The sequence below is a fragment of the Stenotrophomonas acidaminiphila genome (genome assembly GCF_014109845.1).
Lineage (GTDB): Bacteria > Pseudomonadota > Gammaproteobacteria > Xanthomonadales > Xanthomonadaceae > Stenotrophomonas > Stenotrophomonas acidaminiphila.
This window is the reverse complement of record NZ_CP043567.1, coordinates 1,548,300-1,573,249: the sequence shown is the minus strand read 5'-3', so window position 1 is coordinate 1,573,249 and position 24,950 is coordinate 1,548,300. Positions and strand designations below refer to the sequence as shown.

Annotated in this window: 20 protein-coding genes; 11 read left to right on the top strand and 9 right to left on the bottom strand. The window is 71.8% G+C overall.

Annotated features, from left to right (window positions below):
* Positions 1-3 precede the first annotated feature (3 nt).
* The 3 genes from F0P95_RS07115 (at position 4) to gltS (ending at position 3,575) form a co-directional block, all read left to right on the top strand.
* A complete protein-coding gene (locus tag F0P95_RS07115) occupies positions 4-1,428 on the top strand; it encodes an N-acyl-D-amino-acid deacylase family protein (RefSeq protein WP_182336278.1) in 1,425 nt (474 codons plus the stop codon).
* 84 nt (positions 1,429-1,512) lie between these two features.
* Positions 1,513-1,908, top strand: coding sequence for a RidA family protein (locus F0P95_RS07110; RefSeq protein WP_054663108.1), 396 nt, complete (start codon positions 1,513-1,515; stop codon positions 1,906-1,908).
* A gap of 455 nt (positions 1,909-2,363) precedes the next feature.
* Positions 2,364-3,575 (top strand): sodium/glutamate symporter, encoded by a 1,212-nt coding sequence (gene gltS / locus F0P95_RS07105; RefSeq protein ID WP_182336277.1) that lies wholly within the window; start codon positions 2,364-2,366, stop codon positions 3,573-3,575.
* A 69-nt stretch (positions 3,576-3,644) separates the two neighbouring features.
* Here gltS and ggt read toward each other — a convergent pair whose 3' ends face one another.
* Positions 3,645-5,378, bottom strand: a complete 1,734-nt coding sequence (gene ggt / locus F0P95_RS07100) for a gamma-glutamyltransferase (RefSeq protein ID WP_182336276.1) — start codon at positions 5,376-5,378, stop codon at positions 3,645-3,647.
* 277 nt (positions 5,379-5,655) lie between these two features.
* On the opposite strand from ggt, the gene F0P95_RS07095 reads away from it, so the two are divergent.
* From F0P95_RS07095 to F0P95_RS07085, 3 genes are read left to right on the top strand one after another with little or no spacing between them, the layout of a single operon-like run.
* On the top strand, positions 5,656-7,458 hold the full coding sequence (locus F0P95_RS07095) for a gamma-glutamyltransferase family protein (RefSeq protein WP_182336275.1): 1,803 nt from the start codon (positions 5,656-5,658) through the stop codon (positions 7,456-7,458).
* Positions 7,445-8,683, top strand: a complete 1,239-nt coding sequence (locus F0P95_RS07090; protein ID WP_182336274.1) for an FAD-dependent oxidoreductase — start codon at positions 7,445-7,447, stop codon at positions 8,681-8,683. The genes F0P95_RS07095 and F0P95_RS07090 overlap by 14 nt, the downstream gene beginning before the upstream one ends.
* Positions 8,684-8,736: 53 nt before the next feature.
* Positions 8,737-9,642: a LysR family transcriptional regulator gene (locus tag F0P95_RS07085; protein WP_056931993.1), complete on the top strand. Its 906-nt coding sequence runs from the start codon at positions 8,737-8,739 to the stop codon at positions 9,640-9,642.
* A gap of 8 nt (positions 9,643-9,650) precedes the next feature.
* Here the strand turns inward: F0P95_RS07085 and alr are convergent, their stop codons facing one another.
* The 5 genes from alr to rsgA form a co-directional block, all read right to left on the bottom strand.
* Complete coding sequence (gene alr, locus F0P95_RS07080; protein WP_182336273.1) at positions 9,651-10,892, bottom strand: alanine racemase; 1,242 nt, start codon at positions 10,890-10,892, stop codon at positions 9,651-9,653.
* Between the two features lie 46 nt (positions 10,893-10,938).
* The gene (locus tag F0P95_RS07075; RefSeq protein WP_182336272.1) at positions 10,939-13,809 is read right to left on the bottom strand and encodes a TonB-dependent receptor domain-containing protein; all 2,871 of its coding nucleotides are present in this window, start codon (positions 13,807-13,809) and stop codon (positions 10,939-10,941) included.
* Between the two features lie 67 nt (positions 13,810-13,876).
* Entirely contained in the window at positions 13,877-14,953 is a 1,077-nt protein-coding gene (locus tag F0P95_RS07070) for a serine hydrolase domain-containing protein (RefSeq protein ID WP_232528892.1), read from the bottom strand.
* A gap of 493 nt (positions 14,954-15,446) precedes the next feature.
* On the bottom strand, positions 15,447-16,700 hold the full coding sequence (locus F0P95_RS07065) for a flavohemoglobin expression-modulating QEGLA motif protein (protein WP_182336271.1): 1,254 nt from the start codon (positions 16,698-16,700) through the stop codon (positions 15,447-15,449).
* 46 nt (positions 16,701-16,746) lie between these two features.
* A complete protein-coding gene (rsgA, locus tag F0P95_RS07060; protein ID WP_182336270.1) occupies positions 16,747-17,844 on the bottom strand; it encodes a ribosome small subunit-dependent GTPase A in 1,098 nt (365 codons plus the stop codon).
* 129 nt (positions 17,845-17,973) lie between these two features.
* Between rsgA and F0P95_RS07055 the strand changes: the two genes are divergently transcribed.
* The 4 genes from F0P95_RS07055 (at position 17,974) to F0P95_RS07040 (ending at position 21,007) form a co-directional block, all read left to right on the top strand.
* The gene (locus F0P95_RS07055; RefSeq protein WP_182336269.1) at positions 17,974-19,245 is read left to right on the top strand and encodes a pyridoxal phosphate-dependent aminotransferase; all 1,272 of its coding nucleotides are present in this window, start codon (positions 17,974-17,976) and stop codon (positions 19,243-19,245) included.
* Between the two features lie 9 nt (positions 19,246-19,254).
* Positions 19,255-19,905: an SGNH/GDSL hydrolase family protein gene (locus F0P95_RS07050; protein ID WP_425515918.1), complete on the top strand. Its 651-nt coding sequence runs from the start codon at positions 19,255-19,257 to the stop codon at positions 19,903-19,905.
* A 23-nt stretch (positions 19,906-19,928) separates the two neighbouring features.
* Positions 19,929-20,600 carry a class I SAM-dependent methyltransferase gene (locus tag F0P95_RS07045; protein ID WP_182336268.1) on the top strand — a complete coding sequence of 224 codons (672 nt, stop codon included), beginning with the start codon at positions 19,929-19,931 and terminating at the stop codon, positions 20,598-20,600.
* Between the two features lie 77 nt (positions 20,601-20,677).
* Positions 20,678-21,007, top strand: coding sequence for a DUF6172 family protein (locus F0P95_RS07040; RefSeq protein ID WP_054663074.1), 330 nt, complete (start codon positions 20,678-20,680; stop codon positions 21,005-21,007).
* Positions 21,008-21,050: 43 nt separating this feature from the next.
* Here F0P95_RS07040 and F0P95_RS07035 read toward each other — a convergent pair whose 3' ends face one another.
* Both F0P95_RS07035 and F0P95_RS07030 read right to left on the bottom strand, forming a co-directional pair.
* On the bottom strand, positions 21,051-22,307 hold the full coding sequence (locus F0P95_RS07035) for a DEAD/DEAH box helicase (protein ID WP_182336267.1): 1,257 nt from the start codon (positions 22,305-22,307) through the stop codon (positions 21,051-21,053).
* A gap of 40 nt (positions 22,308-22,347) precedes the next feature.
* Positions 22,348-23,142 carry a polysaccharide deacetylase family protein gene (locus tag F0P95_RS07030; protein WP_182336266.1) on the bottom strand — a complete coding sequence of 265 codons (795 nt, stop codon included), beginning with the start codon at positions 23,140-23,142 and terminating at the stop codon, positions 22,348-22,350.
* A 46-nt stretch (positions 23,143-23,188) separates the two neighbouring features.
* On the opposite strand from F0P95_RS07030, the gene grxD reads away from it, so the two are divergent.
* Positions 23,189-24,115, top strand: a complete 927-nt coding sequence (gene grxD / locus F0P95_RS07025; protein WP_182336265.1) for a Grx4 family monothiol glutaredoxin — start codon at positions 23,189-23,191, stop codon at positions 24,113-24,115.
* A 114-nt stretch (positions 24,116-24,229) separates the two neighbouring features.
* On the opposite strand, the gene F0P95_RS07020 is transcribed toward grxD, so the two are convergent.
* Positions 24,230-24,769 (bottom strand): DUF924 family protein, encoded by a 540-nt coding sequence (locus tag F0P95_RS07020; RefSeq protein ID WP_056931999.1) that lies wholly within the window; start codon positions 24,767-24,769, stop codon positions 24,230-24,232.
* Positions 24,770-24,950 lie beyond the last annotated feature (181 nt).

Here is a 24,950-nt window from a genome sequence, read left to right as displayed (position 1 = left end):
TCGATGCACGACGTACTGATCCGCAACGCGCTGGTGCTCGATGGCAACGACCGCCCCGGCCGCCATGGCGACGTGGCGGTACGCGACGGCCGCATCGTCGCGGTCGGCGCGGTGGATGGCGGCGCCCGCCAGGTCATCGATGCCGGCGGCCGCGCGCTGGCGCCGGGCTTCATCGACGTACACACCCACGACGACCTGGAAGTGCTGCGCAACCCCGGCATGGCCAGCAAGCTGTCGCAGGGCGTGACCACGGTGGTGGTCGGCAACTGCGGCATCAGCGCCAGCCCGGTGCGCATCCGCGGCGAGGTGCCGGACCCGATGAACCTGCTCGGCGAGGCCGGCGATTTCCGCTATGCCGATTTCGCCAGCTACCGCCAGGCCGTGGAAACGGCACGCCCGGCGGTGAACGTGGCCGCCCTGGTCGGGCATACCGCGCTGCGCCAGAACCACATGGACCGGCTGGACCGCGCCGCCACCGCCGGAGAGATCGAGGCGATGCGCGCGCAGCTGCGCGCCAGCCTCGCGCAGGGCGCGCTGGGCCTGAGCAGCGGGCTGGCGTATGGCTCGGCGTTCCATGCGCCGTCGACGGAAGTGGCGGAACTGGCCAGGGAACTACCGCACGGCGGGCTGTACGCCACCCACCTGCGCGATGAATTCGGTGGCATCCTCGCGGCGCTGGACGAGGCGTTCGACGCCGCGCGCGCGCCGCAGGCCGCGGTGCGCGTCTCGCACCTGAAATGCGCGGGCATCGACAACTGGGGCCGCAGCCGCGAAGTACTGCACCGGCTGGACGCCGCCTCCGGCAACCAGGACGTGGCCTGCGACTGCTACCCGTATGCCGCCAGCGCCTCCACCCTGGACCTGAAGCAGGTCACCGATGCCTACGACATCCTGGTCACCTGGTCCGAGCCGGAACCGGCGCAGGGCGGCCGCCTGCTGGCCGCCATCGCCGCGGACTGGGGGGTGACGCTGCTGCAGGCCGCGGCACGCCTGCAGCCGGCCGGGGCGGTCTACCACTGCATGGACGAGAGCGACGTGCGCCGCATCCTCGCGCACCCGCTGACCATGATCGGCTCGGACGGCCTGCCGCGCGATCCGCGTCCGCATCCGCGCCTGTGGGGCACGTTCCCACGCGTGCTCGGCCATTACGCGCGCGACCAGGCATTGTTTCCGCTGCATACCGCCGTGCACAAGATGACCGGGCTACCGGCCTCGCGCTTCGCGCTGGGCGCGCGCGGCGGCATCCACCCCGGCGCCTGCGCCGACCTGGTCCTGTTCGACCCGGCGCGCGTGCGCGACACCGCCAGCTTCCACGATCCGGTGCGCGCGGCCGAGGGCATCGACGCGGTGTGGGTCAACGGACAACTGGCCTACGACGGCAGCGAGGTGGTCGCACGCGCCGGGCGCTTCATCGCGCCGGGCCGCTGATCCGCACCGCCGCCCGGCCCAGCGGCGCCAGACGGCGGGCGCATCCGCGCAACCATCCAGGATCACTGCAACAAGGAGCATTCCATGAGCGACATCAAGCGTTACGGCGCCGAGGGCGGCGTCGGCCAGGGCCGCCAGCACATGCCGTTTTCGCGCGCGGTCGAAGCCGACGGCTGGCTGTACGTTTCCGGCCAGGTACCGATGCGCGACGGCGAACTGGTCGGCGGCACCGTGACCGAGCAGGCGCACGTGGCCATCGGCAACGTGATGGCGATCCTCGCCGAGGCCGGCTACGGCCCCGAGCACGTGGTGCGCTGCGGCGTATGGCTGGACGACGCCCGCGATTTCTACGCGTTCAACAGCGTGTTCAAGCACTATTTCGGCGAGCACCCGCCGGCACGCGCCTGCGTGGAGAACCGCATGGTGGTGGACTGCAAGGTGGAAGTGGACTGCGTCGCCTGGAAGCGCCCGCCGCGCTGAACCCGCGCCCGCCGGGCTCCACTCGGGAGCCGCCGGGCCACGCCATCGGCGCCTGCCGCGCATAACGAGCGGCTATGGCGCCACGCGCTCTTGCGACTGGCGCTGGAGGCGGCTGCACGGCTATTGTGCATGTCGCCGCCCCGCTCCACGCATTGTGCTGCGGCGCAGCAGACCGGCCCGCTCGTCATGGAGATTCCCCATGCCTGCCTGCTTGCGCCCATGCCGGCCGCAGCCATCCCCATCCGCCCCGACTGGCGGAAATGCCGCCTTCGGGCATCGAACCATCTGCCATCCGTCATGCGCACGGGCCGGCTCCGCCGGACTGCCCGTGGCTCCGTCCCCTCCCCCGTGCCACGGAGCCCGGCCACACGCGGCAGTTCTTCCACGGCGGCGCCGGCCCTGCGCCGGACACCGCCCCAGATTCCTGCACTGGCAGGGCACGAGGTACTGATTCGATGATCCAACTTGATGCCGTACAGACGATCGCCTTCGGCGGCCTGACCCTGTTCGCCGGCTATGCGCTGTGCCGCGCGATCCCGGTGCTGCGCCGCTACAACCTGCCCGAACCGGTCGTCGGCGGCCTGCTGGTGGCGTTGCTGGTGTGGGCCGCGCATGCGCGCGACACCACCCTGTTCGAACTGGACACCAGCCTCAAGGTGCCGCTGATGGTGGCCTTCTTCACCACCCTGGGCATCAACGCCAGCCTGCGCCTGCTGCGGGTCAGCGGGCGCCAGGTGATGATCTTCCTGGTGCTGGCCAGCCTGTTCGCGGTGCTGCAGAACCTGGTCGGCATCGGCGTGGCGTGGATGTTCGACCTGCACCCGATGTTCGGCGTGCTCGCCGGCTCGGCCACGCTCACCGGCGGCCCGGCCACCGGCATGGCCTTCGCGCCGCTGTTCGAGGAAGCCGGGCTGCAGGGCGCCGAGACCCTGGCGATCACCGCGGCGATGGCCGGCATCATCTGCGGCGGCCTGATCGGCGGCCCGACCATCACCGTGCTGATGCGGCGGTTCGGCATCAGCGGCCCGGCCGGCAACGGCGCCAGGGCCGCAGGCGGTGCCGCGGACGACGAAAGCGTGCACGTGCACTTCCCCAACGAATCGGCGCGCGAATTCGACGCGCTCAAGAGCATCGTGGTGCTGCTGATGGCGATGTGGCTGGGCGCGTGGGTCAGCCAGGGCTTCGATGGCCTGGGCCTGACCCTGCCGTCCTACATCGGCGCGATGCTGGTGGGTGCGGTGATCCGCAACATCGACGACTACACCGGGCTGATCCGGCTGTCGGTGCCGACCACCGACCTGATCGGCAACATCTGCCTGGCGCTGTTCCTGGCGGTGGCGCTGATGGACCTGAAACTGTGGGAACTGGCCGGCATGGGCCTGCCACTGGTGGTCAACCTGGTCATCCAGGTGGCGCTGGTGGCGCTGTTCGCGGTGCCGATCTACTACGTGATGGGCCGCGACTACGACGCGGCGGTGATGGGCGGCGGCTTCATCGGCTTCATGCTCGGCACCACCGCCAACGCCATGGCGGTGATGCGGCGACTGGTGCAGCGCTACGGCGTGGCGCCGCGCGCGTTCCTGGTGGCCCCGCTGGTGGGCGCGTTCTTCATCGACTTCGTCAATGCGCTGATCATCACCGGCTTCCTCAACTTCTGGCCGCACTGACCGCGCCCGGACGTTGCCGCAGCACGATCCCGCAGGGCCGCCACGATGGCGGCCCTGCTTGTTTCGGGACTACTGCGCGGCTGCGCCGGCGCCCGGCCGGCGGGGATCGGCCGCGCCCTGGACACCGTCCTCGCCGACCAGCAGCGTCTGCGTGCTGCCGATGGTCTCGTCGCTTTCGATGCGGTGGCCCAGGCCACGCAGCAGGCGCAGCGTATCGGGACTGAAGCCCGGTTCGATCTGCAACATGCCGCTGCCCATGTCCTGATGGATGCGCGGGCGGTGGGTGGCCTCGGCGATGTTCATGCCGAAATCGACCACGTCCACGATCGTCTGCATCACCGTGCCGGGGATGGTGTTGCCGCCCGGGCTGCCGGTGACCAGCCACGCCTTGCCATCGCGCAGCACCAGCGTCGGCGACATGCTCGAGACCGGGCGACGGCCGGGCTGCAGCGCGTTGGCGACCACACGCCCCGGCTCCTTGCGCGCGGCAAGCTGCGCGCGCAGCGAGAAATTGCCGATCAGGTTGCCGAGCAGGAAGCCGGTGCCTTCGGCCATCACCCCGGCGCCGAAGTCCGAGCCCAGGGTGAAGGTATTGCTGACCGCGTTGCCGTCGGCGTCGACCACCGAGAAATGCGTGGTCTGCGGGCTTTCATGGGGCAGTGGATCGCCCGCCGCCAGCGCGGTGGCATCGAGCGCGCGGTCCGGCGAGAACTGCCGCCAGCGCACGTCGGCATAGGCCTTGGACACCAGCCCGCCTACCGGCGCGGCGACGAACGCCGGATCGCCGGCGTGGCGTGCGCGGTCGGCCCAGGCAAGCTTGATCGCCTCGGCCATCGCGTGCAGCGCCGCGGCCGAACCGGCCCCGTGCGCGGCCAGGTCCTCGTGCTCGAGCAGGTTGAGCATTTCCAGCACGCTGGCGCCGCCGCCACTGGACGGCGGCATGCTCACCACCGGGTGCCCGCGGTAGGTGGTGCGCAGCGGTTCGCGTTCGATGGCGCGGTAGCCGGCCAGGTCGTCGCGGCCGATCAGCCCGCCATGGCGCTGCATGGCCGCCACCAGCCGCTGCGCGATCGGCCCGCGGTAGAACGCGTCCTCGCCGTCGCGCGCGATCAGCCGCAGCGACCACGCCAGGTCGGCCTGGCGCAGGCGTTCGCCCGCGCGCAGCGCGCTGCCGTCGGCATGCAGGAACACGCTGGCGCCGGCCGGGCTGCGCGCCAGCCGGTCGCGTCCCCAGTCCAGCGCGAACGCTTCGTCACGGCTGAGCACCACGCCGTTGTCGGCCAGTTCGATCGCCGGCTGCAGCAGCCGTGCCCACGGCAGGCGCCCGTGGCGGCGATGCGCCAGCGCCAGCCCGGCCACCGTGCCCGGCACCCCGGCGGCCTTCCACCCGGCGGTTTCGCCGTCGATCCCGCCGTCGGCGCCGATGAAGCGCTCCAGCGTGGCCGCCGCCGGTGCCATCGAGCGGTAATCGATGGCGACGCTGCGGTTCTCGCCGGCCAGGTGCAGCAGCATGTAGCCGTCGCCGCCGATGTTGCCCGCGCGCGGCAACAGCACCGCCAGCGCGAATGCGGTGGCCACCGCTGCGTCCACCGCGTTGCCGCCATCGCGCAGCACCTGCGCGCCGATCTCGCTGGCGCGCTGGTTCTGGCTGACCACCATGCCACGGTCGCCGTGCTCGGGCTTCTGGATCGCCTGGTAGTTGAGCAGTTCGCGCGCGCCGGCCGGCGGCGCCAGGGCCAGCAGGGCACCCAACAGCAGCGCCATGCCACGGCCGGGAAGGGATACGAGGGGTCGCAGGGTCATGCCAGTCTCCGGTTTGCGGTTCGCGGGCGCATTGCCGGCCGTCCACCCGCGGCAGTACCGAGATGGCGGCAGTCGCACTGGCCCATTCCGGAGCATGGCCGGCACCGGCGTGCCTGTCGCCCATCATTCATGGCAGGCGGTATAGCTGGCGCGCATGGAAGCGCGCGGCAGCCGCCGCGTGGCGGATCCCCGGCCGCGGCATGCCATAGCTGCCGGTTAACACCTGCACCGCGATTGTGATCCCCGCCGTGCCGGGCCCGACGGTAATCTGCCGGCCATGCACACGCACGCCCGCCACACGCCCTCCCCCACGGCCGGTGCGTCCGCCGTTGCGCTGCGCTGGCGCCGCCTCGGCGTGCCCCTGCTGCTGTGCCTGGCGGTGGCCGCGTGCGGCACCGCGCCGGACACGCGTGCGCCGGCAACCGCCGCCCCTGCCGCACCGCCCTCGCCGGCCATCGTCGTCGCCGCGCACCCGCTGGCCGCGCGCGCCGGCGCCGAGGTGCTCGAACGCGGCGGCAGCTCGATGGACGCGGCCATGGCGGTGCAGCTGATGCTGGGACTGGTGGAACCGCAGAGTTCGGGCATCGGCGGTGGCACGGTGCTGCTGGCCTACGACGCCGGCAGTGGCCAGGTCAGCGGCTACATCGGCCGCGAACAGGCGCCGGCCGCAGCCGCTGCCGGCTGGTTCGACGACGTCGACGGACACCCGCTGGCACGTGCCGACGCCATGCTCTCCGGGCGTGCCACCGGCGTACCCGGCACCATCGCCACCTTCGCCCTGGCGCTGCGCGAGCATGGCCGGCTGCCATGGGCGCGTCTGTTCGACGGCACCATCGCCACCGCCGAGCAGGGCTTCACCATCACCGAGCGGCTGCAGCGGCACATCCACGGCCCGTTCCCGCAGGCGGCGACGGACGACGTGCGGCGGTTGTTCGATGACGGCCACGGCGGACGCCTGCGCGCCGGCGACACGCTGCGCAATCCGGCCTACGCGGCGACGCTGCGCACGCTGGCCGCCGGCGGTGCGCAGGCGTTCTACCACGGTGCGCTGGCGCGGGCGATCGTCGCCCGCACCGCCGATGCGCCGCGTCCGGGGGCCATGACCCTGGATGACCTGGCCGGCTACCGTGCCGAGAAAGTGGCCCCGCTGTGCCGCCCGCTGCGCGGCTACCGGCTGTGCTCGCTGCCGCCGCCGGCCAGTGGCGTCGGCCTGCTGCAGCTGATGGCGCTGCTGGACGGTACCGATATCGACCGTCGCGATGCCGGCGACCCGCAGGCGTGGCTGCTGTTCGCCGAGGCCAGCCGGCTGATGTACGCCGACCGCGACCACTACGTCGGCGATCCGCGTTTCGTCGACGTTCCGGTCGATGGCCTGCTGGCGGCCGACTACGTGGACGCGCGCCGCGCCCTGATCGGCACCCGGGCCGCGCCGCGGCCGCCGCGGCCGGGGGTCCCGGCCGGCGCTCCGGCCATCGCCGCCGACGCCACCGACGAGCCCGGCGGCACCAGCCATTTCGTGGTCGTGGACGGCCACGGCAATGCCGTCTCGGTGACCACCACCGTGGAGTCGTTCTTCGGCTCCGGGCGCATGGTCGGCGGCTTCTTCCTCAACAACCAGCTCACCGATTTCGCCTGGGACCGCACCGACGGCCGCCCCGGCATGGCCAATGCCATCGCCGCCGGCAAGCGCCCGCGCTCGTCGATGGCGCCGCTGCTGATGCTCGACGGCGACGGCCGCCTGGCCGGCGCGCTGGGATCGCCCGGCGGCTCGGCCATTCCCGCCTACATCGGCAAGACCCTGGTCGGGCTGCTCTATTGGCGCCTGCCGCTGGACCAGGCCGTGGCACTGCCCAACCTGGTCGCGCGCGGCGAACGTTTCGATGGCGAGGCCGGCCGCTTCCCGGCACCGGTGCGCACCGCGCTGCGCGAGCACGGCGTGGACATCCGCAGCGGTGCCGGCGAGGATTCCGGCCTGCATGGCGTGTTCCTGCGCGACGGGCGTTGGCAGTGGGCCGCCGACCCACGCCGCGACGGCACCGCCGCCTTTCCTGCCCACCGGACCCCCGATGCATCCCGTTGAACCTCGCGGCGAACCCGCACGCGCCGATCTCGTCGTCCTCGGCGCTGGCGTCGTCGGCCTCGCCACCGCCTATGCCGCCGCGCGCCGCGGCCTGTCCGTGCTGCTGCTGGACCGCGCCGACGGCCCGGTGCAGGGCACATCGTTCGCCAACGGTGCGCAGCTGAGCTACGCCTACACCGACGCCATGGCCGGCCCGTCCACCTGGCGCCAGTTGCCGGCGATGCTGTTCGGACGCAACGGCCCGTTCCGCACGCGCTGGTCGGCCGACCCGGATTTCTGGCGCTGGGGCCTGGCGTTCCTGCGCCAGACCGGCAGCGCACGGCTGCGCGCCAACACCCTGGCGACGCTGCAGCTGGCGCTGGAATCGCGCAGCGCGCTGCACGCGCTGCTGCAGCGCCACCCCATCGCTTTCGACCACGCCGTCTCGGGCAAGCTGCACGTCTACCACGACGCCGCGGCGCTGCATGGCGCGGCGTCGATGATCGCGCTCAAGCAGCCATTCGGGGTCGAGCAGCACCTGCTCGACGCGCGCCAGGCCATTGCCGCCGAACCGGCGCTGGCGGCGATGCCGGGCCTGGCCGGCGCGGTGCATTCGCCGCAGGAGGAAGCCGGCGATCCGTTCCGCTTCGGCGTCGGCCTGCTGCAGGTGCTGCAGCAGCAGTACGGCCTGCAGGCGCGCTTCGGCGTCGATATCCGGCGCGTGGTGCGGCAGGACGACGGCTGGTGCCTGCAGCCGCATGCCGGCGCGGCGCTGCAGGCGCGGCGGCTGGTGGTGTGCAACGGCATCGACGGCACGGCGCTGCTGCGGCCGCTGGGCGTGCGCATGCCGCTGATGGCGATCAAGGGCTATTCGTTCACCGCGCCGTGTGGCCCGCGCGCGCCCACCGCGAGCATCACCGACACCTCGCGCAAACTGGTGTTCTGCCGCCTCGGCGAGCGCATGCGCGTGGCCGGGCTGGCCGACCTCAACCACTGGGATCCCCGCCCGCACCCGGAGCGCATGGCGCAGCTGGTGGCGATGGCGCGGGCCTCGATGCCCGAGGCGGTGGATTACGCGCACATCGAAAGCGACTGGGCCGGCCTGCGCCCGGTCACGCCCTGGTCCTCGCCCGAGATCCGCGCCATCGGCGCCGGGCTGGTGTGCAACCTCGGCCACGGCATGCTCGGCTGGACCCTGGCGATGGGCAGCGGCGAGCGCGCGGTGGCGCTGGCGATGGCGCAGTGATGGCGGCGCCGCGAACGGTCGCCGGCAACGCCCGCATCGACTAGGATCGGGCCATGCGCCTGCGCCAGATTGAAGTCTTCCACGCGGTCTACACCACCGGCTCGATCAGTGCCGCGGCACGCTCGCTGCACGTCTCCCAGCCGTCGGTCAGCAAGGTCCTGCACCACACCCAGTACCAGCTGGGCTTCGAGCTGTTCAAGCTGGTGCGCGGGCGGCTGGTCGCCACCGACGAGGCGCACGCGCTGTTCGTCGAGGTCAAGGACATCTACGACCGCCTGCTGTCGCTGCAGAAGGCGGTCACCCACATCCGCGACATCGGCGGCGGGCATATCCGCCTGGCGGTGGTGCCCTCGCTCGGCCAGCACGTGGTGCCGGCGGCGATCACCCAGTACCGGCGCCAGCACCCGGAAGTCACGTTCGACGTGCAGACCCTGCACCACGGCGACCTGTTCCAGGCGCTGTACGAGCGCGAATGCGACATCGCCATCGCCTACAACCCGCCGCAACACCCGCGCATGCAGCGCCGCGTGCTCGGGCAGGGGCAGCTGATGCTGCTGTTCGACGCCGCGCAATGGCCCGACCCGCCGGCGGCGATCCCGCTGCGCTGGCTGCAGGACCGCGACATGGTCGGCCTGGCCAGCAGCGGCCCCATCGGCGACCTGTTCACCAACGAGCTCAAGCGCCAGGGCGTGAGCATGCGCGAGGTCGTGTCCAACCAGACCTATTCGCTGGCCGCGGCGCTGACCCGCTGCGGCGCCGGCATGAGCGTGCTGGACGAATTCACCGCCTGCGCCAATGCCGGCGGCAACCTGCTGGCGCGCCCGCTGGAACCGGAAATCGGCTTCCGCGTCGAGTGCGTGTACCTGGAGGACCGGCCGCCGTCCAAGGCCGCCACCGAGTTCGTGCGGCAGTTCCAGCGCAGCCTGGCCGAAACCCGCGGCGTGCCGCCCGCAGCGTAGCCGCGCCCCTAGCGGGTGCGCGGGAACTTCGGGTTCAACGCGCCCCAGACGCTGTACTGGTCGGCCAGGATGACCCCGGTCCAGGCCTCGATTTCGGCCTGGGTGATCTGCTCCCCACCCTGGCGCCCGAACAGCACCACCTCGTCGCCGGCCTGCACGCCGGGGATGTCGGTGACGTCCACCATCGTGGTGTTCATGGTCACGCGGCCGAGCACCGGCGCGCGCCGGCCACGGACCAGCACGCTGCCCTTGTTGGAATAGGCGCGGCGGTAGCCGTCGGAATAACCGACCGGGAGATTGGCCAGCAGCGAATCGCGGCGCAGGGTGAAGGTGCGGTCGTAGCTCACCGTGTCGCCGGCGGGAAACGCCTGCACCGACGCGACCCGGGTCTTGAACGCGGCCACGTGCGCGAACGGCGGCTTCGGCGTGCCACCGTATCCGTACAGCGCACCGCCCGGGCGCACCATGTCCAGCCGCGATTCGGGAACATGCTGCAATGCGAACGAGTTGGCCGCATGCAGCTGCACGTCGCCGCGCCGCAGCGCGGTGTTGGCGAACAGCCAGTCGGCCTGCTCGCGGAACGTATCCACGCCGGCGCGCACGTCGGCCGGGTCCTCGCTGGGGAAGTGGGTCATCAACCCGACCACGCGCAGGCCTTCGGCCGCCACCAGCGCCACCGCGTCGTGCCGTCCCTGCCCGGTGGCCAGCTCCAGTCCGTTGCGGCCCATGCCGGCCGAATTCAGCGCCAGGTGCACCGGCAGCGCGTGCCGGCGGCGCCGTGCCAGCGCGGCCAGCATCTGCCCCACGGCCAGGTTGCCCACCAGTTCTTCGACCCGGTACGGCCAGGCGGCCTCCACCTCGCCCAGCGTCGCCGCGCGCACCCGCAGTACCCGCCCGCGATAGCCGCAGGCGCGCACCATGCGCGCCTCCTCGGTGCTGGCGATGCCGACGCAGCCGACGCCCGCGGCGACCAGGCGCGGGATCACCCGGTCGATGCCGGTGCCGTAGGCATCGGCCTTGAGCACCGCGCACAGCTGCGCGTCGCCGGCCAGTGCGCGCACGCGCCGCAGGTTGGCGTCGAACACGTCCAGGTCGATCTCCAGCCAGGCGTTGGCCGCGGCCAGGCGCGCGGTGCCCGGCACGCCCAGCAGCGGCGCGGCGCGCGCGTCGAGCGAGGCAGCCAGTGCCGTGCCCAGGGCCGCGGTGATGAAGCCGCGGCGGCCGCCGGAGGCGATGTCCGTATCCGTCATGGTGGGTCCCGGTGCCGCCGGTTGCCCGGCGGCGTTGTTGGCAGGATCAGTTGAAGCGGTACTCGACCTGCAGGTTGAACGAACGCCCGCGCGGATCGGCCACGCGCGGCTCCCAGGCCGCGCCGGAGGCGAAATCGACCTGGTGCGCGGTGAACGGCGGATCGGTGTCGAGCAGGTTGCGCACCGCCAGGGTCAGCCGCGTGTTCTCCATCCCGGTCCAGGTCAGGCTGTAGTTGTAGGTGATGTAGTCATCGACGTCCGGGTTCCAGTTGGCCGGCGTGTAGAAGCCGCCCTCGACGCTGACCGGCTCCTCGTCCTTGTAGCCGGAGCGGTAGACCTGGGTGAGCATGTGCGCCCAGTCGCCACGGGCCCAGCTGACGCCCAGCGTGTGCTTCCACTTCAGCGGCAGGTTGTAGAAGCGCACGTACTCGCCGACCTTGTTGTCGCCATACGGCTCGTTGGCCAGCGACTTTTCCTTGAAGGTGTCGATGTAGCTGCCGTTGAGGTTGACGTGCCAGCGCCCGCCGGCCAGGTCGCCGCTCAGGTTGGCGTCCAGCTCCACGCCGCGGGTCAGGGTGCCGCCGGAGTTGATGTAGCGCTGGTCGATCGCGGTGACCTTGCCGCTGCTGTCGCGGATCCAGTTCTCGGCGAACAGCGCGTAGTTGGCGGTCAGCGTCGCCAGGTTGGGCACGCGGATGGTGTTGGTGCGCTCGATCTCCCACCAGTCCAGGCTCAGGTTGAAGTTGTCGGTCGGCGAGAACACGAAGCCGATGCTCCTCTGCGAGGATTCCTCCGGCTGCAGGTCGGTCTTGCCGCCGGTGATGATCACCGGCTGGATCAGGTCGCACCCCGGTATCGACGAGTTGACCGAGCCGCTTGGGCAGCTGGCCGGGTCGACCAGGTCGCGGCCGAAGTAGTCCAGGCGGTTGACGCCGGCGAACAGCTTGGTGAACTCGGGCACCTTGAAGCCGGTGCTGTAGGCGCCGCGGAACGCCAGCGATTCGATCGGCTGCCACTTGAACGAGTACTTCGGGTTGGTGGTGCCGCCGAAGGTGTCGTAGCGGTCGTGGCGCACCGCCACGGTCACGTCGAGGGTGTCGATGATCGGCAGGTACATCTCGGCGTATACCGCGTTGACGTCGCGACGCACCTTGGGCAGGTCGCTGGTCTCGTCGAACGGCGCCTGGTAGATGGTGGTGTAGTTCAACGGCACGCCGTCGAGCACCTGCACGCCGCCGAACTCGAACTCCTCGCGCCGCGCCTCGACGCCGGTGGCCAGCTGCGCCTCGCTGCCCCACAGGCTGAAGCCGAGCCCGCCGCTGAAGCTGGCGTCGGCCGTGGTGACGGTGGATTCACCGCCGTACAGGTGCACGCCGCTGGCCGAGGCGCTCTGCAGCGCGGCCATGGCCGCCTCGCTCTGCTGCTGCCCCGGCATCAGGAACGGGTTGAGCAGGCCGCTGCCGAGCGCGGCGCGCAGGCCGCTGGAGAAGTAGTAGCCGCCGCGCAGGACCGATTCGGCCTTGTTCGAGGCGCGCGACAGGCCGATGTCGTAGTCCCAGCTGCCGATGCTGCCTTCCAGGCCGGCCAGCAGGCGGTAGGACTTGGTGGTGGTCTCGATCTGGCGCGGCCCGCAGGCCATGCAGCGCCAGCGGTAGGGAATGGGGTTGCCGTAGGTGAGGTTGGCGGTGCCGAAGTACGCGGCCAGCGCGTTGTACACCTTGTCGTAGGTGTCCTTGGTGTTGGGGTTGAGCGGATACCAGGTGCCGGGGCCCATCACCGAGGTGAGCGATGCGCTGGAGGTGAGCTGCAGCGGCTCGTACTCGCGCTCGGACTTCACCCGCGAACCCATCGCCTCGGCGTAGAAGCGGTGGTTGTCGCCGATGCGGAGGGTGGCCCGGCCCAGGAACTGCAGGCTGTCCTGCGGCTGCTGCAGCGCCTGTGCGGCCGGGTAGTCCCACGCGCAGGCGTACTTGGAGCTGCCGCTGTCCCACAGCCGGTAGTCGTAGGGCCCCATCGCCGGGCCGCCGTTCTCGCAGCCGGCGCCGCCGGGCAGGTTGAGGATGTTGACGTAGTTCTGCTTGCTGCCGCCATCGGGGTCGATGAGCGAGCCGTTGATGATGCCGCCGCTGGCATTGGTCACGGTGGCGAACGGGGTGCCGCGCGTGTCCGGCGACACCCCGCGGTCGGGCTGGAAGCTGTTGGCGAAGTCGCGCTGGTAGCTGCGCAGGAACTCGCTGCGCCGCCAGTTGATCGTGCCCCACACGTTCCAGCGGTCGGCATCCAGATCGCCGGTACCGCCCAGCAGGCTGTAGTTGTAGATGTTGCCGCCGCCGTGCTGGGTCACGTCGAAACCGGCGTTGACGGCGATGCCCTGGTAGTCGGTGCGGGTGATGAAGTTGATCACGCCGCCGATGGCGTCGGTGCCGTACATGGCCGAGGCGCCATCGCGCAGCACTTCCACCCGGTCGATCGCCGCGAACGGGATCGAGTTCAGGTCCACCGCCTGCCCGCGCAGGCCATGGGTGGCGACACGGCGGCCATTGAGCAGCACCAGCGTGGCGTCGCTGCCCTGCCCGCGCAGGTTGGCGCCGGACACGCCGGCGGTGCCGCGCAGTTCACCCAGGTCCATGTCCACCGACGCCGAGACCATGCCGTCGGCACCATTGCCGGCGATGTTGAGGAAGGACAGCAGCTGCTCGGCCGAGGTGATGCCCTGCGCCTCGATCTCGGCCTTCTGCACGATGGTGACCGGCAGCGCGGCCTCCACGTCCACGCGCTTGATGCGCGAGCCGGTGACGTTGACCTTGTCCAGGGTGGTGGCCGCCGGGGCGGCTTCCTGCGCCATGGCCGGCACGGCCATGGCCGCCAGCAGCGCAATGCACAGGAGGTTGAATCGGGGGTCTGGCTGGCTACGCATGATTTCTCCAGGGGGAACGACGGGGACGGACAACCCAGCAGGTACAGCGGCGGAGCGGGCAGCGCGGTCAGGGCCGCGCCGGTGGAATCTCGTCGAGGAACAGTGCGCCGATCGCCTGCGCGGTCGCATACGGCGTCGGGTCGTTGCGGTTGCTCAGCAGCACCACGGTGAGGTGCTGCTGCGGCCAGCGCACCAGGGTGTTGCGGAACCCGATGCTCTCGCCGTTGTGCCATTGCCGGCCCTCGGCGATACGCCAGCCGAAGCCGTACCAGGTCGCTTCCGGCGCGGTGTCCACCGGGACCTGGCGGCCGAGCGCCAGCGCGCGCGTGGCGTCATCGAACAGGCGGCCGTCGTACCAGGCCGCATCCCAGCGCGCCAGGTCGTCGATGCTCGAATAGATGCCGCCATCGCCAAGCACGGCGCTGTAGATGTTCTGGTCGGTGCGCTCCCAGCCCTGCGCGGCCTGGCTGTAGCCCCAGGCGCGATGCGGCACGTCGCGGCCGCCGGCGACGTAGGCCAGGCTGTCGCGCATGCCCAGCGGGGCGAAGATGCGGGCGTGCAGGAACGCGGGGAAGTCCATCCCCGAGGCGCGCTCGACCACCAGCGCCAGCAGCGCATAGCCGCTGTTGCTGTAGCGGTAGGTGGTGCCGGGCGGGAAGTACAGCCGGTTCTCGCGCTCCAGCAGCGCCAGCACGCCCGCGTCGCGGATCTGCCCCTGCCAGGACGTCCCCATCAGGTCCTCGTAATCGAGTACGCCGGAGGTGTGCGCCAGCAACTGGCGCAGGCTGATGGCGTCGGCCACGGCCGGCAGCGAAGGCAGCCAGCGCTTGACCGGGTCGTCGATGGACAGCGCGCCGTCCTGCGCCAGCAGCAGGATCGCCGCGGCGGTGAACTGCTTGCTCACCGAGGCCAGCCGGTAGTTGGTGTCGGTGCCGGCGGCGATGCCGCGCTCCAGGTCGGCGCGCCCGTAACCGCGCCGGACCAGCGCCCTGCCGTCCTTGAGCACCAGCAGCGAGGCACCGGGAACGTCGCCGTCATACGGCTGCATCAGGCGGTCGATCGCGGCCTGGCGGTCGGCGGCGTCGGCCGCGCTTGCCAGCAACGGCAGCGCCAGCATCAGCAGCAGTGCCGGTCGCCACACCATGGCGATCGACCGCAGGCAAAAAACGGTTGCGCATGCGTCCCCCGGACGAAGAAGGCAGGAAATGATGGGATGCCACCGATGGCGGGCCAGCGGGCCGGCGGACCGGAACCCCGGCATGCCTGCCTTCCGCCTCCCTGCGTCTGCGCCGGTTCCCCCGGTCCGGCCTCCCCGCCGTACCGCCCGTCGCGTCTTCACCTTGGCGCGTGGCGACCCGCAGCGTCAACGCCGTCCGCAGCCGCCGTCGATGGCCTGCGCCCACGCCCGCAGGCGCTGCCGCAGGCCTGCTTGCCGGCCGCCCGGGCGCGCGCCGTTCCCGGCAAAAACACCTGTCGAATCCGCGGCTTGGCGATGACCACCGACGCTCGCACGATGGCACCGGCGAGCACCGCGCCATGCCCGTGCGCAGCCCCGGTCCATAGCCTGCGGCTGTGGTTCACGCAACCAATGCGAGGGCCAGGCCGTTGCATTGGCAACCAATACCTGCGCGCTCGCGCTACTCGCCGATGCGGTCCATGCGGATGCGGTTGGCGAACAGCGAGAACGCCAGGGTGCCGGCCAGCCGGTTGGCGCGCTGCAGCCAGGGCGGCAACCAGCGCGGCGGCGCCAGCACCCCGCTCTCGAACAACGGCGCCAGCGCCTGCGCGTCGCCCAGCGTCATCTTGCCGGCGAACAGCCAGTGGCAGTAACGCAGCTTCTCGTCGCGCAGCATCTGCCGGAAGAAGGTGTGCACCGACACCAGCCCGCGCAGGTACACGGTGTCCTTGGTGAAGGCGCCGCCGCCGCTCACCGGCACCCCGCGGAACACCCGCTGGGCCGAGGCGAAACTCTCCTCCGCGGCCTGCCCGGCATCGCGGAAATAGCGGAACACCTCGATGAAATCGGCTCCACCGCGCGCCATCGCGATCGCCTCGATGCGCAGGCTGATGCGCTTGAGCCGCTGGATGTCGATGCTGCCGGTGATCTGCTCGGCGAACGTCGCCAGCCCCTCCTGGGTGGCGGTGACGCGCGGCGACGACAGCGCCAGGCTCGGCAACAGCGCCTGCCGGCGTCCGTTGAGTGCGGTCAGCGAATGCACCAGCGCTTCGTGGTGGAACAGCTGCGCGCGGTCGTAGACGCTGAAACAGGCGCCGCTGCGCAGGCGGATCTGGGTGGCGCCGGCGGCCGCCTTGGCGATCAGGTCCGGGTCCAGCACCACGTTGATCACGCGCGACTCGAAGAAGCCGTCCAGGTCGTTCTGCAGCTGCAGTTGCAGCGCGGTGGCCGACACCGGCACCTGTTCCTCGGGCGCCAGCAGCTCGTGGTCCAGTTCGTTGGCGATCTGGATGAAGTGCCGCGCCGCCTCGCGCACCGTCGGGCCGTGGCCGGGCATGGGCTGTTCCGGCGTACCGAACAACTGCGCCGACAGCGCATCCACCTCGCGCGTGCCCAGCGCTTCCAGCAGGCGCGCGGCCAGGTCCCAGCTGGCGACCGAATCACGCAGGTAGCGGCCCAGCGGGTGCGCCGGGTCGGCGGCGGTGGCGATCACCGCCAGTTCGCGCCGCGCCGCGCTGAAATCGTGCCGCGGGTAGGCCACCTGCGGCAGCTGCGGCGCACCGCGGGCCACGCTGTCCAGGAACGGCGCCCGCGTCGACGCCGGCCAGCTGGCCAGGGTCAGCAGGCGGATGCCACGTACCGCCGCGACCAGCCGCGCATCGAGCGCGGCGTGGTGGGCGATGGCCGGATCGGAAGCGGCGCTGGACAGGCTCATGCGGACACCATAGCAACCCGCTGCGGCCGCGCCGTCACGCGCCCGATCACCGCCGCTTCGGCTTCCCCGCCGGCCGCCACTGCGCGCCGCGGCCGCTGCTCCTGCGTTCGGTGGCCTGCTCGGCCTGGCGCTGGGCCAGCTTGGCTGCGGCCGCGGCAACTTCCTCGCGCAGCTTGAGGTAGTTGAGCAGCCGGCTTTCGTCGATCTCGCCGCGTTCGATCGCCTCGCGCACCGCACAGCCGGGCTCGTGCTGGTGCGAACAGTCGCGGAAGCGGCACTGCGTGGTCAGCGCCTCGATGTCGGCGAAGCCGCCCTCGGCCAGGGTTTCCTCGCCGGTGGGCTTGAGCTCACGCATGCCCGGCGTATCGATCAGGCAGGCGCCGCCGGGCAGCGGCAGCAGGGCGCGGTGGGTGGTGGTGTGGCGGCCGCGCGAATCGCTGTCGCGCACGGCGCCGGTCTTCATCCGGTCCTCGCCCAGCAGCGTGTTGGTGAGCGTGGACTTGCCGGCGCCGGAGGAGCCGACCAGCACCACGGTGCGGCCCGGCCCCAGCCACGGCGCCAGCGCGGCAACGCTGGCCGGGTCCTTGCCGTTGATCGCCAGCAGCGGGATGTCCTGCGCGGCCAGGTCTTCCAGCACCGCCAGCGCGTCGGCGCCGTACTCGGTCTGGTCGGCCTTGGTCAGCACCACCACCGGCGCCGCGCCACCGCTGCCGGCCAGCATCAGGTAGCGCTCGATCCGGCGCGGATTGAAGTCCGCGTCCAGCCCGCAGACGATGAACACCGTATCGATGTTGGCGGCGATCACCTGCTGGTGGTAGTGCTCGCCGGCCGCGCCGCGCTTGATCGAGGTCCGCCGCGGCAGCAGCGCGACGATGCGCGCCTCCTCCAGCAGCACCCAGTCGCCGACCGCCGCGCGCTCGTGGCTGGGGAAGCGCGGCCGCTGCCACTCCGGCAGCGACTCGGCCTTGAGCGCGGCGTCGGGCGCATCGGCCACCACGTAGCCGGAACGGTGCTGCTCGATCACCCGCGCCGGGCGCGCCAGCGGATGTGCGGCGAAGGCGGCCTGCCATGCCGGGGCTTCGGGCGGGCCCGGCCAGGGCCAGCCGATGGGGCGCAGCGCGCCGAAATCGATGGTGTCGGTCATCGGCCAATTCTAAGCGGCAGCGTGCCGCCGGCCGGCCCCGCCAGTGGATTTCGGTTCCGCCCGGAACCATCGCCCCGCATCGCAGCAATTCCGCTACCATGCGGTTTCCCGCCCATGATGGCCCCACGCATGTCAAGCCCTGCCAAGCCGCTGCCCACCCGCGAACGCCTGTCCGAAGTGCGCTACGAGATCCGTGGCGAACTGGCCCGGCGAGCCCGCGAGCTGGAGGCCCAGGGCCGCAAGCTGATCAAGCTCAACATCGGCAACCCGGGCAACTTCGGCTTCCGCGCGCCCGAGCACCTGCAGCGCGCCATCGCCGACGACATGGGCCGCACCGACCCCTATACCCACCAGCAGGGGCTGCCGGTGGCGCGCGAGGCCATTGCCGCGGCATATGCGCGGCGCGGCGCGCCCGATGCCCATGCCGACCGCGTGTTCCTCGGCAATGGCGTGTCCGAACTGATCGACCTGTCGCTACGCGCGCTGCTCAACCCCGGCGACGAGGTGCTGGTGCCCTCGCCCGATTACCCGCTGTGGTCGGCGGCCACCATCCTCAACGACGGCCGCCCGGTGTATTACCGCTGCCGGCCGGAGAACGGCTTCCAGCCCGACCCGGTGGAGATCGAGACGCTGGTGTCCTCGCGGACCCGCGCCATCGTGCTGATCAACCCGAACAATCCCAGCGGCGCCAGCTACCCGCGCGAGCTGCTGGAGAAGATCGTCGCCGTGGCCCGCAGGCACAACCTGCTGCTGCTGGTGGACGAGATCTACGACCAGATCCTCTATGACGGCGCACAGTTCCAGCCGGTCGCGCCGCTGGCCGGGGATCACCCGTGCCTGACCTTCAGCGGCCTGAGCAAGGTGCACCGCGCCTGCGGCTGGCGCGTGGGCTGGATGCTGCTGTCCGGCGACGCCGCGCGGCTGGTCGAGTTCCGTGCCGCGCTGGACCTGCTCAGCGCGCTGCGGCTGTGCGCCAACGTGCCCGGCCAGTACGCCATCGAGGCCGCGGTCAACGGCCCGGACACCATTTCCGCGCTGTGCGCGCCCGGTGGCCGCCTGTACGAAACCCGGCGTGCGGTGATCGAGGCCTGCGCCGCCAGCGAGCACCTGCAGCTGGTGGCGCCGGCCGGTGCGCTGTACGCCTTCCCGGCCGTGGTGGGCCCGGCCGCGCAGGGGTTCGACGACCACGAGTTCGCGCTGGAACTGATGAACGAGGAAGGCGTGCTGGTGGTGCCCGGCTCGAGCTTCAACGTGCCCTACCGCCACCACTTCCGGGTGACCCTGCTGCCCGAGGCCGGGGTCATGCGCGAAGTGTTCGGCCGCATCGACCGGGTGCTGGCGCGCCGCGCCGAGCGGATCACCAAGGTGGTGCCGCTGAAAACGCGCAGCGCGGTGGCCTGAGGCGCGCCGATGGGCAGCAGCGAACCGGCCATGGCCAGCAGCGCGCGCTACCTGGCGCTGGGCGATTCCTACACCATCGGCGAAGGCGTGCCCGCCGACGGCACCTGGCCGTTCCAGCTGGCCGCGGCGCTGCGCGCGCGCGGCATCGCGCTGGCCGACCCGCAGGTCATCGCCACCACCGGCTGGACCACCGACGAACTGGCCGCCGCCATCGACGCGGCCGCGCCACGCGGGCCGTACGCGCTGGCGAGCCTGCTGATCGGCGTCAACAACCAGTACCGCGGGCGGCCGCTCGCCGAGTACCGCCAGCAGTTCGAACAACTGCTGCAGCGGGCGCTCGCGCTGGCCGCCGAGGATCCACGGCGGGTGCTGGTGCTGTCCATTCCCGACTGGGGGGTGACCCCGTACGCGGCCGCGCATGGCCGCGACGCCGCCGTCGTCGCGCGCGAGATAGACGACTTCAATGCCGCCGCCCGCGCCTGCTGCGGCGACTATGGCGTGGCCTTCGTCGACATCACCCCGGCCAGCCGCGCGCACGGCGCCGAAGCGGCGATGCTGGTGGACGACGGCCTGCACCCTTCCGCGGCGATGTACCGGCTGTGGATGGAACAGGCGCTGCCGGTGGCGGCGGACCTGCTGACCGACCCGACCGCCGCGTGAGCAGGCCGTCCGGGACCGCGGCCATGGCGGCCCACGATGCCCGGGCCATCGCCCGCGCGTTCGCCCCGCGCCATCCGCTGGGCAACCGCTGGGACTACTGCTACGTGCTGTCCAAGCTGCGCAGCGATCCGCTCTATCCCGGCGTGCTCGAGGCGCTGCGCGGCAGCCAGGCGCCGCTGCTGGACATGGGCTGCGGGCTGGGCCTGCTGGCGCATGCGCTGCGCCACGACGGCCAACGGCAGCCCTACCGCGGAGTGGACAACGATGCCGCCAAGATCCGCCGCGCCGATGGCGTCGCCCACCGCGCCGGCCTGGCCGCCAGCCATTTCGAGGTGATGGACCTGGCCACCACCCTGCCCGAGCACCGCGGCAGCGTGGCCATCCTCGATGTCCTCCAGTACCTGCCGGCCGAGGCGCAATCGGCGCTGCTGCGGCGCGCGGCGGCCATGCTCGAGGGCGATGGCCGGCTGGTGCTGCGCATGGCCCTGGCCGACGACAGCCGCCGCGGCCGCATCTCGCGCATCGGCGACCGCGCCGCCAACTGGATCGGCTGGATGCAGTTCCGCCCGCGCCACTACCCCGGTGCCGCCAGCCTGCGCGCGCTGCTCGAGCAGGCCGGCCTGCGGGTCAGCCTCGCCCCGCTGTACGGCAACACGCCATTCAACAACTGGCTGCTGGTCGCTCACCGCGCCTGAACCACGGCGGCGCCGTTTGCGCGGATAATCGTGGCATTGCGCCGCCCGTCCCGGGCCGGCACCCTGACGAGAGTCCCGTGAGAAGAACCTACCGCCTCGATATCGAAGGCAAGCATCCCGACCGCCTGCTGGAAGCCAGCAAGCACGACATCCGCAAGTACATCAAGCGCGAGCGCGGCAAGGCCCTGCCGGCCGGCGCCGACTTCTGGGATTTCGACAGCAAGGCCGGGGTCGACGAGGCCAGCGCGCAGGCCGTGCCGTTCCCCGAGTTGATCCGCGCGGTGGATGCGCTGGTGGCCGCCGGCAACCGCCAGTTCTACGTGGAAGTACTGCGCAAGCCCGGCAAGCGCACGCCGCGCCCGGCCGCGGCCGCCGACGTACCGGCGGAAAGCGACTTCGAGGATTGAGCGCGCCTTCCGGTGCCGGGCCATGCCCGGCGCCGGCCGCGGTTCAACCGGCCGGCGTGCCCGCCGCCGCGGCGCGCAGCCGGTCCTTCCGGCTCGGCCGGCGCCCCTTGATGCCGCCGTTGCCATCGCCTGCCGGCGCTGCGGCCGGCACCGCCCCGGTCGGCTCGAAACCCGGCACCACCTCCGGCTCCAGGCGCAGGCCATGGCGCCTGCAGATCAACCGCCAGTGCGCCAGCGCCGCGGCCTCGACCAGGCTCACCGCCAGTCCGGGGCTGCCGGCACGGCCGGTGCGGCCGATGCGGTGCAGGTAGTCGGCCGGCGAACGCGGCAACGCATGGTTCACCACAACCGGCAGGCCGGCGATGTCGATGCCGCGCGCGGCCACGTCGGTCGCCACCAGCACCTGCAGCTGGCCCTCCTTGAACGCCTGCAGGGTGCGCACGCGGCGGCCCTGCGACAGGTCGCCATGCAGCGCCTGCGCGGCGATGCCCTGCCCGCGCAGCGCGCCGGCCAGGCGGTCGCCCTCACGGATGCTGGCGACGAACACCAGCACCTGCCGCCAGCGCGGATCGCCCAGCAGCGACAGCAGCAGTTCGACGCGGCGCTCGCCATCGACCCGCAGCGCGCGCTGCTCGATCTGCGCGGGCGCCTGCGCATCGACCTGCAGGCGCGCGGGCGCGCGCAGGCCGGCCGCCGCCAATGCCTCGATCTGGTCGGGGAAGGTGGCCGAGAACAACGCCGTCTGCCGCTGCGCGGGCAGTCCGGCAAGGATCCGCCGCACCTCGTCGCCGAAGCCCAGCTCCAGCAGCCGGTCGGCCTCGTCCAGCACCAGCAGCTGCACCTGGCGCAGCGACAACGCGTTGTGCGCCAGCAGATCGAGCAGGCGCCCGGGCGTGGCCACCACCACGTCGGCCCCACCGCGCAGCGCCATCATCTGCGGATTGATCGACACCCCGCCCACCGCGCACACCACCCGCGGTTGCCGCGGCAGCTCCCGGCCGAGCGTGGCGAACACGTCGGCCACCTGCAGCGCCAGCTCGCGCGTGGGCACCAGTACCAGCTGCCGCAGCTCCCGCGGCCTGCGCGCCGTGGCCATGGCGAACCGCTGCAGCGCAGGTAGCACGTAGGCGGCGGTCTTGCCCGAACCGGTCGGGGCCAGCGCCACCACGTCCCGGCCCTGCAGCAGCACCGGCACCGCCTGCTGCTGGATCGGCGTGGGGGCGCCGTAGCCGGCCTGCCGCAGCGCGCGCGCCAGCGCGGGCAGTACGTAGGGAGACAGGCCGAGTCGGGAAAAGGGCATGCTGTGGTTCCAGGCGCCGCCGGCGTGGCGGGCGGCGAGTCTAAGCGGTTTCCGGCGGCAGGCGCGCCTGCAGCCCGCGGGCCTGCAGTTGCCGCAGCACCGATTCCATGATGGCGACATTGTGGCCGTGCGCCGCACCTTCATGCAGCAGTACCACCGCGCCCGGCACCAGGTCGCGGGCGATGCGCGCCACCACCGTGTCCGGCTGGCAGCGCACGCCGTCGAAGCCGCGCGCGCTCCAGCCGACCCGCGCCAGGCCATGCCGGCGCAGCGCCGCGGCGACGAACGGGTTGGTCATGCCGACCACCGAGCGGTACCAGTGTGGCGGCGTCCCGGCGATCTCCGTCAACACCTGCTGGCAACGGCCGATCTCGGCGGCCATCCGCCGTGGCCCGAGGCGCCAGAACCAGGCCTGCGGATGCGAATGGCTGTGGTTGCCCAGCCCATGGCCGCGGCGCAGCACCTCGCGCACCAGCTCCGGCCGCGCCGCCGCGCGCTGCCCGACCATGAAAAAGGTGGCGCGGGCGTCGTGGCGGTCGAGCAGGTCGAGGATCGCCAGGGTGTCGTCGGACGGGCCATCGTCGATGGTCAGCCATACCGCCGGGCCGGGCAGCGACGACAGTACCGGCGCGTAGAAGCGGCTGTTGGGCAGGAACACCGGCACCACGAACAGCGCATGGCTGGCCAGCAGCAGCGGCAGGCCGGTCGCCCAGCCCAGCCCTCCCCAGGCCAGCGCCACCAGCGCCTGCGACAGCAGCAGCCAGCCGACCCAGCGCCAGGGATGGCGCGGCGTGCGATGCAGGGTTCCCGTGGCGGTCATGTCCCATGATGCCATGCGGCGTAGAATCGGCCCTGTCTTCGACCAACCTCACGAGTTCATGATGTCCCTGGATCCCGCCGTGCGCGAACGCATCGAATCCCTCCTCGGCGCCAACCGCGTCGTCCTGTTCATGAAGGGCCAGCCGTCCATGCCGCAGTGCGGCTTCTCGGCCAAGGCCGTCGGCGCGCTGCAGGACCTCGGCGTGGATTTCGCCCACGTCAACGTGCTGGCCGACGGGGAAATCCGCGAGGGCATCAAGGCCTATGGCGACTGGCCGACCATCCCGCAGCTGTACGTGGACGGCGAACTGGTCGGTGGCAGCGACATCATCCTGCAGATGGCCAACAGCGGCGAACTCAGCACGCTGCTCGGGGTGGCGCCGCCGGACCGCACCCCGCCCTCGATCACCATCACCCCGGCTGCGGTGGAAATGCTCAAGGGCGCGCTGGCCGACGCCCCGGGCGCCGCGCTGCAGCTGAGCATCGACGCGCGCTTCCAGCCGAACTTCCAGCTGGCGCCGCTGGACGCCAACGCCATCGCCGCCGAATCCAACGGCCTGCGCGTGCAGTTCGACGCGGCCAGCGCGCGTCGCGCCAACGGCATCACCATCGACTGGGTGGACGACATCCGCGGCCAGGGCCTGGCCATCGACAACCCCAACGCGCCCCGGCCGGTGCAGGAACTGGACGTGCGCGGCGCCGACGACCAGCTGCGTGCCGGCACCCTGACCGTGGTGGACGTGCGCCCGGCCGACGAACGCGCCATCGCCGCGATCAATGCCCCGTTCGAGACCTTCGACGGCGACAACCGCGCCCGCCTCGAGGCGCTGCCCAAGGACACCGCGCTGGCCTTCCTGTGCCACCGCGGCGGACGCAGCGCGCAGGCGGCCGAGCAGTTCCGCGCGCTGGGCTTCACCCGCGTCTACAACGTCACCGGCGGCATCGATGCCTGGGCGCAGGACGTGGACAACAGCGTGCCGCGCTACTGACCGGGCAGCCCGCACCGCAACCGCATGGACAGGACACCGGCCCCAGGCCGGTGTCTTCATCTGGGCAGCCGCCAAGCGCACACGGCGGCACGTTGCCGCGCCGGCCCGCCGCCGTCAGCCGGCGAAACCGCCCTCGGCCAGGAAGTGCAGCTCCTCCGGCGTGGGAATCCGGCCCAGCACGGCGTTGCGGTGCGGGAACCGGCCGAAGCGGCGGATGATGTCGCGGTGCAGCTCGGCGAAACGCAGGTACTCCAGGTCGCCGAGCACCTCGAACATCGCCACCGAGCGCTCCTGGTCCTGCGGATCTTCCGAGTGCTCGAACGGCAGGTAGATGAAGGCGCGCAGCTGCGGCGTCAGTTCGCGATCCAGTCCTTCCTCGATGGTGCGCATGGCGTAGTGCCGCGCCAGTCCATCGGTCGCGAAGGAATGGGCGGTGCCGCGGAAGCAGTTGCGCGGAAACTGGTCGAGCAGGATCTGCAGCGCCAGCGCGCCATCGGCGCTGTGCAGCCACTCCTCGCAGCCGCGGCGCGCGGCCAGGTAGTGCAGGTCCAGGAAGCGCCGGCGGAACTCCTCGTCGAAGGCGTCGTCGCGCGCGAACCACCGCCGCGGCCCCGCCGAACGCCAGAAATCCACCACTGTCTGTACTGCTTCCATCACTCCAGTCCCTGATCGTTCGGCCGCCCGGGGGCGACGCCGGCCCGCGACGGTGCAGCTTAAGCGGCCGGCACCTGTCTGGATACCACCGCGGCCGCGGCGCCCGATCGCGCCTGCAACCCCGCCAGTCCATGCACTTGGCAAATCCCGGGGCCACGGCTAGCGTGCGGGCACCTTCCAC

Bases quoted from the DNA above. Each gene is read 5' to 3' on its own strand.
- F0P95_RS07115 (WP_182336278.1), top strand. From the start codon at position 4: ATGCACGACGTACTGATCCGCAACGCGCTGGTGCTCGATGGCAACGAC.
- F0P95_RS07110 (WP_054663108.1), top strand. From the start codon at position 1,513: ATGAGCGACATCAAGCGTTACGGCGCCGAGGGCGGCGTCGGCCAGGGC.
- gltS (WP_182336277.1), top strand. From the start codon at position 2,364: ATGATCCAACTTGATGCCGTACAGACGATCGCCTTCGGCGGCCTGACC.
- ggt (WP_182336276.1), bottom strand. From the start codon at position 5,378: ATGACCCTGCGACCCCTCGTATCCCTTCCCGGCCGTGGCATGGCGCTG.
- F0P95_RS07095 (WP_182336275.1), top strand. From the start codon at position 5,656: ATGCACACGCACGCCCGCCACACGCCCTCCCCCACGGCCGGTGCGTCC.
- F0P95_RS07090 (WP_182336274.1), top strand. From the start codon at position 7,445: ATGCATCCCGTTGAACCTCGCGGCGAACCCGCACGCGCCGATCTCGTC.
- F0P95_RS07085 (WP_056931993.1), top strand. From the start codon at position 8,737: ATGCGCCTGCGCCAGATTGAAGTCTTCCACGCGGTCTACACCACCGGC.
- alr (WP_182336273.1), bottom strand. From the start codon at position 10,892: ATGACGGATACGGACATCGCCTCCGGCGGCCGCCGCGGCTTCATCACC.
- F0P95_RS07075 (WP_182336272.1), bottom strand. From the start codon at position 13,809: ATGCGTAGCCAGCCAGACCCCCGATTCAACCTCCTGTGCATTGCGCTG.
- F0P95_RS07070 (WP_232528892.1), bottom strand. From the start codon at position 14,953: ATGGTGTGGCGACCGGCACTGCTGCTGATGCTGGCGCTGCCGTTGCTG.
- F0P95_RS07065 (WP_182336271.1), bottom strand. From the start codon at position 16,700: ATGAGCCTGTCCAGCGCCGCTTCCGATCCGGCCATCGCCCACCACGCC.
- rsgA (WP_182336270.1), bottom strand. From the start codon at position 17,844: ATGACCGACACCATCGATTTCGGCGCGCTGCGCCCCATCGGCTGGCCC.
- F0P95_RS07055 (WP_182336269.1), top strand. From the start codon at position 17,974: ATGTCAAGCCCTGCCAAGCCGCTGCCCACCCGCGAACGCCTGTCCGAA.
- F0P95_RS07050 (WP_425515918.1), top strand. From the start codon at position 19,255: ATGGGCAGCAGCGAACCGGCCATGGCCAGCAGCGCGCGCTACCTGGCG.
- F0P95_RS07045 (WP_182336268.1), top strand. From the start codon at position 19,929: ATGGCGGCCCACGATGCCCGGGCCATCGCCCGCGCGTTCGCCCCGCGC.
- F0P95_RS07035 (WP_182336267.1), bottom strand. From the start codon at position 22,307: ATGCCCTTTTCCCGACTCGGCCTGTCTCCCTACGTACTGCCCGCGCTG.
- F0P95_RS07030 (WP_182336266.1), bottom strand. From the start codon at position 23,142: ATGGCATCATGGGACATGACCGCCACGGGAACCCTGCATCGCACGCCG.
- grxD (WP_182336265.1), top strand. From the start codon at position 23,189: ATGTCCCTGGATCCCGCCGTGCGCGAACGCATCGAATCCCTCCTCGGC.
- F0P95_RS07020 (WP_056931999.1), bottom strand. From the start codon at position 24,769: ATGGAAGCAGTACAGACAGTGGTGGATTTCTGGCGTTCGGCGGGGCCG.